Origin of the sequence: Bacteroides sp. NSJ-48 (assembly GCF_014287405.1) — a bacterium.
Classification (GTDB): Bacteria; Bacteroidota; Bacteroidia; order Bacteroidales; family Bacteroidaceae; genus Bacteroides; species Bacteroides stercoris.
This window is the reverse complement of sequence record NZ_JACOOD010000076.1, coordinates 1-10,067: the sequence shown is the minus strand read 5'-3', so window position 1 is coordinate 10,067 and position 10,067 is coordinate 1. Positions and strand designations below refer to the sequence as shown.

Sequence of the window (10,067 nt, the reverse complement as noted above, 5' to 3'; positions counted from 1 at the left end):
GTCGACTACCAGTCTAAAGCTGCCCCGTCTGCCGGGGCTTTCACGAAAAAACCTTTGAGCCAGTTCCGGAAGTTTCTTTTCTGTTTCGGTGTCGGTTCATCATCCCGTCCCTTATTCGCTGGCTCCGGCTCCTTCTTCGGGCTTGGAATCTGGTCGGCTTGTTCAGCCGTCTTTTGTTCCGCCTTCAGCTGCTCGTAATTGGCCGGTTTGTCGATACCGAATTCCTCATAGAGATAGTCGTCGTCGATGGGGATGTTGAAGTTCTTCTTCAGCTGCGTGAGGATGGATATTTTGGTACCGGCATCCGTTTCCTTCGGTTCGGGGAAACAGAACGTACCCCCTTCGGTGTTGATGCCCATGCGCAGCAGAATGTCCGTCATGTCGTAATTCAGCACGTTGAGCACGTACTTCCGGTCGGCCTCCAGTACCTTGTCCTCTACTTTCTTATGAACCGTACCCAAAGCCTGCGTGCCTTTTTCGGACGATTCGGTGGTCAGCGTATTGCCCAGTATCAGTTTGGAAATTTCGTTGTTGCACCGCTCGCAGAGGCGTTCATAGACATCGGCAGACCCTGTTTTGTTTCCGGCTTCCGTGAGTTTGAGTTCCGTGTCCTTGGCATGGAAGAACTGCGCCAGACTTCCGGCATTGGCCGCATCCTCCATGGCCCGCTGGCGTGACTCGTCGTCGTCGGAATCATAGATATATTCCTGGATAGGCATGCCGAATACCTCGGAGAACTGTGCCCAGTCGCCCGTAGTGTTACGTTTGTAGATGACCCAAGGTGCAGCCTTGGCCAACAGCCCCAAATCGGACGGTGAACCCACAAACAGCAGGTCGGTATATTCATTCCAGGAATGGCCGGTAATGTCCGTCTGGTGGCGCAGGATGAGTTCCCTGACCGGATCCACATGCTTGCGTGGTACCAGGTCATAATCCACCCACTCCTGCAGCTTGTAGAACTGGCAGAGCGAGAAGCCCCAGAATTTCGCATCAAGGATGTCACCCACCAGCCGGTTGAACCAGGGCGACTGTATCTGTTCGTTGATTTTATCGTCGGGCTTCCCGTCCACCCGGAATTCCATGTTGGAGCACAGCACGGCATTCTTTCGCTTTTCGAGCACACAGGAAAGGTGGGTATCCATCAGAATGTCCTCGTAGAGGTCATAAAGTTTGTAACGTCGCGAGAAATCGACATTCTCGGCCACCCTTACGGCTGCCATGTAGTCGGAAATGTCCAGCCCGAAGCGTTTGGGCTGTGTGAGCACAATCACATTCGGTCTCTTTTGTCCCGGCAACGTGAAGTTTCCCCCTACGGTGATGATGCCGGCTTTGTTGTTTTTTCTGTTTTTCTTTTTCATGATGCTTGCTTTTTACCAGTGGTTCGTTCGTTTGCGGTTGCTTTGAATGCGGAAATCCGACCTGCCCGCCCTTTGTTCCTCGGGCAGCAGCGGAGCCCCTTCGATTGAAATGTCCTCGTCGGCCACCGCCTTCATCCATTCCACCGCCCGTTCGTAACGATCCTTGCGTACCTGGGAAAGTTTCTGCGGGTTGTGGATGCAGAAGATGTGATAGACCGCCATGTCGATGACCATCATCAGCACGAGCTGGTTACGGTTCTCGCCGGTGGCTGCAAAAATCTTGTTGCAGTCGTAGCGTTTGCCCAGATAACACCGCATTTCGGCAATGGCCCTGTCCTCGCAAACCTCAATGACCGTTTCGTCTTCGCGAACCAGTGCGTCGAGGATGTCTCGGTGGATGCTCGCATCGTAATCGGTAAGTTCAACAAATTTGCTCATAGTCCTATTGTTTTAGAGTTGTCATAATCTTTTCTTATTCCGTTTTCTTACATCCTTCCGTGATCGGAATACGGGCGGTTCAATGCGCCTGATCAGTTCGTCAATGATACGGTTCGCCCCTTCGACCGCATCCGGTCCGTCGGCCGGATAGCGCATGGTCAGGGTGAACAACTTGAATTGATCCTCCAGTTCCTTCATGTGCGGATTGTCCCGTTCAGCCTCGTTGAGGATGAGGTTCCCCTCGCGGTTGAGCGGTTCAAGGTTGGCCTCGATGCGCGTAGCCTTGTCCGTCTTCTTCTCCTCGTCGCCCCGGATGAACAGCGCAATCTTCTGTTCGCGGCGTACTTTTGCCACCAGCGGTTTGAACACCTGTTGGAAGAAAGGGTCCTGCAGCTTGTTGTTCTCCATGTAGCAATAGACATTGGTCTTGCCCCCGACAAATTCAAGCATCCGGACATACCAGTCAATGAACTCCGCATTGAGCGCCTGTGCCAGGAAAGTCTTGATGACGTAAAGCCTGCCACCCAATTTGCCACAGAGCGAAACCGTCTTGAAGGATTTGCCTTTCTTACCCTTGCTTTCGCCCGGTGCCGGGTCGCCATACACCACGAGGAACTTGAATTTGGAGAGTGCCGGAACCTTGCCGTATGCAATGTTTTCGAATACCTCTCCCACGGAAATCGGGTTGTTGAAATATTCTCCCTGTGCCGCCTTTTTGGATATTTTGGACAGTGTGCGGTCGATGTCCTCTTCCGAGTTCTTTTCCGGCCATGTGGAAAAACCGTTTTTGTCGCGGATGTTCACGATGTCCCAGGAGTCGGCCATTTCGCCCGCCCTCACCACGCAGCAGTCCTTGGCGATGATGTTTCCGCAGAAGATGACCAGTGTAGGTTCGGAAATGGACCTTGTGGGATACAGCGCATTTTCCCACCAGTCCCAGCGCTTCTGGATGATGTCCGGGTTCTTGGTATCCTCGTCCGTATCAAAGTCATCGACCAGCAGTACGTCGGGACGTATGGCCTCGTTTCGCGAACCACGCGGAGATTGTCCGGCACCCAGTGCGCGGAAAGAGACCTTCCCTTTGGTGGTGAATTCATCCTCGGTCCATGAGCCCGGCAGTTCCTGTTTGCCGTAGTATGCCATGATGCGTCCGTTGGCTTCGAGATTGGCCCGGTAGGGATCGAGCAGGCGCACCGCATTGTCCTTGCTGTTGGAGGTCAGAATCACATTCTTTTTGCGTCCGGTAAGCGTGAGATTCATGACGATGAACATGGTGACGGTGGATTTGGCCAGCTCACGGCTCCAAGAAAGCACCTCAAACCATTCATCGTGTGCAATGATCCGCCGGATAGCCTTTTTCTGGAAGTCGGCAAATTCATATTTGACATAATTCGGAAAAAAGAACTTGATCCATTCTATGGGATGTTTCTCAAGATATTCCCGGTGTTTTTCCCGTTCGGCTGCCGTCATGTTCCTATCGACCGGTGTAGCCCTTGCGATGTCTTCTTTGTACTTCTCCCAATCGAGGAGAGCGAGTCTGTCAGTCTGTTTCATTGTCTATCCCTTTATAATTTGTCTTTAATGTACGCATCGGCCAGGCGTGTAATTTCCTTTGCCTTTTCGAGGTCGGCCGCCCGTACCCAGTCGATGAGCCCGGTGAGGACACTGATGATGTCGGCAATGCCCACTTCCTGCTCCATGTTGCGTATGGCCGCCGACAGTTTCCCGAGGATGTCAGCCTCCTTGGATGAGGGGAACCGTTCCCCTTCGGGCCGTTCGGCGATGGCCTTGTTTATTTCGGCCACCTGCCGGTAGAGGTTAGCCACCTGTTCCTGCCTTGTGAGCGTAAGCCCCACCTTCTGTTCCTCCCACTTCCCGGCCCGTACCCAGTTGGACACGGACACCCGTGACACGCCCACCCGGTCGGCGATTTCCTGCTGTGTGAGGTTTTCCTTGAGGTACAAAGTTTTTGCCCATTCCTTTTTCTGGGCATTCGTCAAATCTGCCATAAATCGTCCTTTTTAGTTGTAAATCACGTTACAAAATTGCATGAAAAAGCGGGGTTTGTAAAAGCGCGTACGCATGATGACGGGTTACAGCGTTATGATAACGCCAGAAAACGTTATGATGCGGACGCGGTTTCTTGGTGCCATGGGAATGTTCTATTTTCGCACCATCGAAAGGCGGGGAAACCGCTGGTAAAGACATGACGATGAGCAGATTTTTCAATATTACAACGAGTGACGACGGCACCAGTACGATATTCCTGTACGGGGACATCGGAGACTATACGGAGGTGCAAAGCGGGCGCATAGCCCAGGAACTGATGGAAGCCGAACGCGTGAGCCGACGCATCCATGTGCGTATCAACAGCAACGGCGGGGAAGTGTACAGCGGCATTGCGATATTCAACGCCCTGCGCCATAGCCAGGCCGACATCCGCATTTATGTGGATGGCATAGCCGCCAGCATGGCCAGTGTGATAGCCCTTTGCGGCAAGCCCGTAGAAATGAGCAAATATGCCCGTCTGATGCTGCACAGTGTGAGCGGCGGGTGTTACGGCAACAAGCAGGACCTGCAGCGTTGCATGGAAGAGATAGAAAGCCTGGAAGGCAGCTTGAGTGAAATCTATGCCGAGCGGCTGGGCATGAGCAAGGAAGAAGTGAAACAGACCTATTTTGACGGCGAGGACCATTGGCTGACCGCCAAGGAAGCCCTGGACCTTGGTTTCATAGACGACATCTATGATGCAGACCCCGTGCCGGCAGACAGTACACCGGCGCAGATATATACTTTATTCAATAACCGGCTCGTTGAGCCACAAAAAAACAGAGAAGACATGAATCTGGAAGACGTAAAGAAACGCCCGCGCTTCAAGGACTGCGCGAGTGATGCGGATGTGTTCCGCCTGATGGACCAACTGGAGGAAGAGGCAGGCAAGGTACCTATCCTTACGAAAGAGAACACCGACCTGAAGGCCAAGGTGAAGACCTACGAAGACAAGGCTGAAGCCGAAGACCTTGCCGCCCGCAAGCAGCTGCTTGACGCAGCCGAGCAGGACGGTCGCATTGATGCGACTACCCGCCCCATCTACGAAAACCTTTTGGCCAATGACCGCGAGAACGGCGAAAAGGCCCTGGCCCAACTGCCGGTAAAGCGCCGTGTGATGGAAGACCTGCATCTGGAACCGAATGGTGAAGAAAGCCCCTGGAACAGGCGTATGCGAGAAATTAAGGACAAACGTAAAAAGTGATTGAACTATGGCAATAATTGTAAGAAACACGAATTACAGCGGCGAGGTACTGGAACAGTTGCTGACGCTTGCCGCTACGAGCAATGAGATTGTGGAAAAGGGGCTGATCATGGTGATTCCCGGTGTGGAGAAGAAAATCAGCCTGCCGCGCCTGAAGACCGGCAAGATGCTCCAGAAGCGCAAGGAGAACCCCGGCGTGGAGGATTCGAAGGGCAACTTCAACTACGACGAAAAGAGTCTTGACCCGGTGGACTTCATGGCCTTTACGGTGTTTAACCCCCGCACGTTCGAGAACATCTGGCGCAAATGGCAGCCGAAGGGCAACCTGGTATTCTCGGAACTTCCGCCCGAAGCGCAGAACGCCCTGCTTGCCGAGTTGGCCAAGCGGGTACAGTTTGAACTGGGTGACCACTATGTGAACGGTGAATATGGGGATGATGACGACCACTTGTTTAACGGCATCCTGACCCAGATGGCCAAGGATACTGAGGTGATTGTGGTGGACAGCGCAGAATCGACCATGCTGGGCAGACTGAAAGCCATGCGTGCGAAGATTCCCGTGGCCATCCGCAACAACCCGGACCTCCGCATTCTGATGAGCGTGAACGACTTTGACAAGTATGATGACGAGCTGACCCAGCGCGAGTCCAAGAACACGAGCGAAACCGATGTGAATGCCCGTCGCTACAAGGGCATTACCATTGAGACGCTTGCGGCCTGGCCCGATGATCTGATTGTGTGCACCCTCTGTTCGCCCGATGCCGGCGGCAACCTGTTTGCGGCTGTGAACCTGCAGGACGATGAAGACGTGATTCAGATTGACAAGATCTCGAACGCGAGCGAACTGTACTTCTTCAAGATGCTGATGAAGGCTGACACGAACATTGCCTTCGGTGAAGAAGTGGTGGTGCTGGACAAGCGAAGCAACCCCGTGTTCAAGGCGAGCGAGAAGAAGATTTCAGTTGACCCTGCCAGTGTGACCCTTGAGGCAACCGGTGGCAGTGAAGAAGTGACCGTGACCGCCAGCGGAGAATATGAGATAGGCAGTGCCCCTGCCGGCTTCAAGGTGGAAGCGACGGATAAAGGCGTGAAGATTTCGGCCGGTGCAAACAGTGGCAGTCAGAAAACCGGTACACTGACCCTTACGCTCAATGCCGACCGCAGCAAGACGGCCAAGATTACCATTACCCAAAACCAGAAAGAATAAGATGGTATGGCAAAATTGAAGTATCTGGTAATTCACTGTACGGCAACCCCGGAGGGGCGTGAGGTATCATCGGCGGACATCCGGAAGTGGCACACTTCGCCCGTAAGCCAGGGTGGCAGAGGTTGGAAACAGGTGGGCTACACCGACCTGTTCCACCTGCAGGGCGGTGTGGAACGCTTGGTGAACAACAACGAGGATGCGCAGGTGGATCCCTGGGAAGTGACCAACGGAGCCAAGGGGTACAACAGCGTGAGCCGCCACATTGTGTATGCCGGCGGTGTGGCCAAGGACGGCAAGACCCCGAAGGACACCCGCACCGGCTGCCAGAAAAAGGCACTGGAGAAGTATGTGAAGGACTTCCATCGCAGATTCCCGGATGTGCGCATTGTGGGACACAACGAGCTGGCGGCCAAAGCCTGCCCCAGTTTCGATGTACAGAAATGGCTGAAAGAAATAGGTATTAACCAATAATAAAAGAAGCAATCAATGAAACGAATTATGCTGTTTATGATGCTGATGCTGGGAACAGTATCGGCTGTGATGGCCCAAGGGGCCGATGTTCCGGCAACGGACTATGACGCAATGATTGGCACCTTTGCCGGTTTCGTCGGCGGTGTGGTGGTGCTTACTGAAGGGTTGAAAGGTTTGTTCCCCAACATGAAAGGCTGGGTGACGCAGCTGGTGAGCTGGTGTGTGGGCTTGGTGTGCGCGATGCTACTGTGGTGGCTTGATGCCGGATTTGTGAGTGATGTGAGCTGGGACATTGCCTTGCTCTATGGTTTTGGTGCCTCACTTGTAGCCAATGGGGTAGCCGACACGGGACTGGTGCAATGGGTTATCGGACTATTCCGAAAGAAACGCGAGGAAGCAGAATAAAAGGTTGACTGACTAAAAAACGGGTGGTATGGACTTTAGCGAGATCATGAACATTATTCTTAGCGGCGGCCTTGTGGGCACTGCAGCAGCCATCGGTTCCCTGCGTGCTACGGTGAGGAAAGCGAAAGCGGAAGCGATGAAAGCCGAAGCCGACGCAGAGGGTGTGCGTGTGGATAACGCAGAACATGCCACCCGCGTTTTGGTGAGCAATATTGTGGTACCCTTAAAAGAAGAACTGAATGCAACAAGAAAAGACCTGCAGGCCAACAAGCGCGAAATGGCGCGACTGCGCAAGGCCATTGACACTGCCAACAGTTGCCGCCATCATGATGACTGTCCTGTGCTTGGCGGGCTGCGCAAGCAGCAGGAAGAGCACGACGGTGGAGAAGATACAGACGGAATCGGCAAGCACCGACAGCGCGAGCGGAAGCCGACGGGCGGGACTGGTGATGGCGGGTATACCGGCGAGTTCGGTGAAGCTGTCTATACCTGCGGACAGCCTCCGTAAACTTCCTGAAGGTGCCGTGTACCGTGGCAAGAGCGGACAGGCGAATCTGACCGTAGGCAGCGACGACAGCGGGAACATCGTGGCCGAAGCCTCGTGTGACAGTCTGCAGCAGCTGGTGCTATGGTATGAAGAAGAGCTGGCGCGCATCCGTAGCGAAACCAAGAGCGAAATTTCAAATGACGTTCAAACAGTAGAAAAACGCCCTCCGAACCGGATGCGGACGTTTATCACAGGTGTATTGGCCGGCTTATTGGCCGGTGTGTTATTAACCATCAAACTTTATAAACGATGAACAAGAATTTCATGTACGGCATAGGAGCCGTAAAGTATAAGGATTTCACAATCGGGTATATTGAAAAGAACTCGTTTGACCTGGGCGGCAAGAAACCCGAGGCCGCGAAGATCGAGGCCGAACAGGTGCAGGGTGCCCCGGTGCTGGTCATCCCACAGAGTAACGGCGGCATCGCCCCGACGTTCAATGTGATCCAGATGAACTATTCGAACCTGCACAAACTGCTTGGCGGCAGCCTGCATTATAAGAAAGAAGACTCGGAAAAGAAAACTCCGATCGGCTGGACAGCCCCGTCGGAGGTGCTTGTCATGCAGGGACCATGGGAACTCTCCCTCGTGTCCGGACAGAGCGTACTGATTCCCAACGCCACGCTGCTTTCCAATCCTGCAGGCAAGCTGACCCTTACAGAAACCTCCAAGATAGAGGTTACGCTCGAAGTGGCGATGCCGGAGGACGGTTCGCAGCCTTACGGCGTGTTCGATACGGAAGCAATACCGGACGAGTGGGGGCAGTACAAGCTGCCGCCGGCGGAAGCCGCGGCTGCAGCATCGCTCCAAAGTGAGGAGGGCTAACGTATGGCTGACCGTTTGGAACAACTGATAGAGATGGAGTGTGCGGACGCGCTGCTTGACAGCGGCGTGTCCGTACCTCTTAAAAGGTGGAAGCTTCCGTGGCTGAAACGCCCGGTGGAGGTGCGTGTGACGATGAAGCGTCCGAGGCTGCGGGGTCAGATTCTGCTGGCGCGGGAATACCTGAAGACGGGTGTCAAACCCGATTGGCAACCGAAGGACAAGACCGAGGAACTGGCCTTTGTGGCGGAGCATGGTAAGGCTGTGAGCCGCCTGCTGGCCTATACGGTATGCCGGGGATACGTGTCGCGGCACGTGGGCATCGGGGTGACAGCGTGGGTACTGCGGAACTTTGTGGAGTGGCGTTATCTGACGGCCATGTTCCGAACATTCGAGCGTCTGATGGGCACGAAGGATTTTATGCGTATTATCAGCTCGACAGCGCGGGCGAACCCGATGACTCCGAGACTGAGCCAGGCAAGGAAGGGGAGTTAAGAACCCGGTATGAAGGTTCCCATAGCCCTTTCGGCTTCGTGTGGCAGATTGCATCGGCGACCGGCTGGAGCGTGGATTACATCCTTGATGGGGTGAATTACCAGACGCTGATCATGATGCTGAGCGACGCGCCGCGGTATGTGCGGAAAAAGCAAGGCGGCGGAAACGGTGCTCCCAGACCGGAACACAGCGCCGAGGATGAAGCGAACGATATAGTAGGATTTTTTCAAAGCAAACTGGAATGAGCAAACCTGTAGAAGTTGAATTTTTGATGAAGGACAAACTCACGCCCGGCATGAACAAGGCCGAACGTGAGGCGCTGGAACTGCGTAATACCGTCAGGCTGCTGGAGGCTGAACTGGAAAGGCTGCGCCTTGCCGGGGAGACGGCTGCCCCCAATCTGGACCAGAGTGCCAATATCGCGCAGATCCATGCACTGGAGAAGCAGCTTGAGGAATTGCGCGGCAAACTGAAACTGCTGCAGGAGGAATCGGAATCCGTGCAGGTCACCCCTGCAGACATGCCCAATGCACAGCGCCAGTTCAACGGGCTTCACAACAGCATCCAGCAGATGGCCCGTGAAATGCCTTCTTTGGCCATGGGACCGCAGATGTTCTTTCTGGCCATATCCAACAACCTGCCGATTTTTACGGACGAACTGGCCCGTGCCCGTAAGGAATATGATGAGCTGCAGAAGTCAGGCAAGAAAGGCACACCGGTATGGAAACAGGTCCTGTCCTCGCTCTTTTCCTGGCAGACGGCCATGACCACCGGCATCATGCTGCTGGTAATGTACGGTGATGAAATCTGGGATTGGACGAAAAACCTGTTCAGTGCCAAAAAAGGCGTGGATGAATTCAACGTATCAGTCAAGGAAATGACCGAGATAGAGAAGGACGGCCGTGCCCAGATGGTGCGTACCCGCTTCGAACTGAAATCGGTCATCGATGAAATAAAGAACTTCACCGGCAGCAAGGAACAGGAAAAGGCGAAGGTAGAGGAACTGAACCGCAAGTACGGGGAATCTTTCGGGTATTATAAAACACTTTCCGAATGGTATGATACCCTTAT

Annotated in this window: 13 protein-coding genes and 1 pseudogene; 10 read left to right on the top strand and 4 right to left on the bottom strand. The window is 53.9% G+C overall.

From position 1 onward, the window contains the following. Nucleotides 1-5: 5 nt before the first annotated feature. The 4 genes from H8S52_RS19035 to H8S52_RS19020 are packed head-to-tail and all read right to left on the bottom strand — an operon-like array spanning nt 6 to nt 3,805. Complete coding sequence (locus H8S52_RS19035; RefSeq protein WP_007562517.1) at nt 6-1,358, bottom strand: DUF935 family protein; 1,353 nt, start codon at nt 1,356-1,358, stop codon at nt 6-8. A gap of 12 nt (nt 1,359-1,370) precedes the next feature. Continuing rightward, entirely contained in the window at nt 1,371-1,796 is a 426-nt protein-coding gene (locus H8S52_RS19030; RefSeq protein ID WP_007562516.1) for a phage protein Gp36 family protein, read from the bottom strand. Nucleotides 1,797-1,817: 21 nt separating this feature from the next. Next, nucleotides 1,818-3,350 (bottom strand): hypothetical protein, encoded by a 1,533-nt coding sequence (locus tag H8S52_RS19025; protein WP_007562515.1) that lies wholly within the window; start codon nt 3,348-3,350, stop codon nt 1,818-1,820. 11 nt (nt 3,351-3,361) lie between these two features. After that, nucleotides 3,362-3,805, bottom strand: a complete 444-nt coding sequence (locus tag H8S52_RS19020) for a helix-turn-helix domain-containing protein (protein WP_007562513.1) — start codon at nt 3,803-3,805, stop codon at nt 3,362-3,364. 203 nt (nt 3,806-4,008) lie between these two features. Here H8S52_RS19020 and H8S52_RS19015 point away from each other — a divergent pair, with 203 nt between their 5' ends. From H8S52_RS19015 to H8S52_RS18970, 10 genes and pseudogenes are all read left to right on the top strand, one after another. Beyond that, nucleotides 4,009-5,049, top strand: coding sequence for a head maturation protease, ClpP-related (locus tag H8S52_RS19015; RefSeq protein ID WP_022199168.1), 1,041 nt, complete (start codon nt 4,009-4,011; stop codon nt 5,047-5,049). A gap of 7 nt (nt 5,050-5,056) precedes the next feature. Next, nucleotides 5,057-6,256 carry a BACON domain-containing protein gene (locus H8S52_RS19010; protein WP_117737026.1) on the top strand — a complete coding sequence of 400 codons (1,200 nt, stop codon included), beginning with the start codon at nt 5,057-5,059 and terminating at the stop codon, nt 6,254-6,256. Nucleotides 6,257-6,262: 6 nt separating this feature from the next. Beyond that, entirely contained in the window at nt 6,263-6,727 is a 465-nt protein-coding gene (locus tag H8S52_RS19005; RefSeq protein WP_007562507.1) for an N-acetylmuramoyl-L-alanine amidase, read from the top strand. Nucleotides 6,728-6,742: 15 nt separating this feature from the next. Continuing rightward, the gene (locus tag H8S52_RS19000) at nt 6,743-7,132 is read left to right on the top strand and encodes a hypothetical protein (RefSeq protein ID WP_007562505.1); all 390 of its coding nucleotides are present in this window, start codon (nt 6,743-6,745) and stop codon (nt 7,130-7,132) included. A 28-nt stretch (nt 7,133-7,160) separates the two neighbouring features. Continuing rightward, a complete protein-coding gene (locus tag H8S52_RS18995) occupies nt 7,161-7,640 on the top strand; it encodes a hypothetical protein (RefSeq protein ID WP_007562503.1) in 480 nt (159 codons plus the stop codon). Beyond that, a complete protein-coding gene (locus H8S52_RS18990) occupies nt 7,606-7,932 on the top strand; it encodes a hypothetical protein (protein ID WP_224205180.1) in 327 nt (108 codons plus the stop codon). Before H8S52_RS18995 ends, H8S52_RS18990 begins: the two co-directional genes overlap by 35 nt. After that, on the top strand, nt 7,929-8,504 hold the full coding sequence (locus H8S52_RS18985; protein ID WP_005798256.1) for a hypothetical protein: 576 nt from the start codon (nt 7,929-7,931) through the stop codon (nt 8,502-8,504). Before H8S52_RS18990 ends, H8S52_RS18985 begins: the two co-directional genes overlap by 4 nt. Nucleotides 8,505-8,507: 3 nt before the next feature. Continuing rightward, complete coding sequence (locus H8S52_RS18980) at nt 8,508-8,996, top strand: hypothetical protein (RefSeq protein ID WP_005798252.1); 489 nt, start codon at nt 8,508-8,510, stop codon at nt 8,994-8,996. Nucleotides 8,997-9,034: 38 nt separating this feature from the next. Then, nucleotides 9,035-9,241, top strand: coding sequence for a hypothetical protein (locus H8S52_RS18975; RefSeq protein WP_007562496.1), 207 nt, complete (start codon nt 9,035-9,037; stop codon nt 9,239-9,241). Continuing rightward, nucleotides 9,238-10,067: pseudogene (locus tag H8S52_RS18970) on the top strand (viral A-type inclusion protein); the annotation flags it as partial. The gene H8S52_RS18975 and the pseudogene H8S52_RS18970, both read left to right, overlap by 4 nt.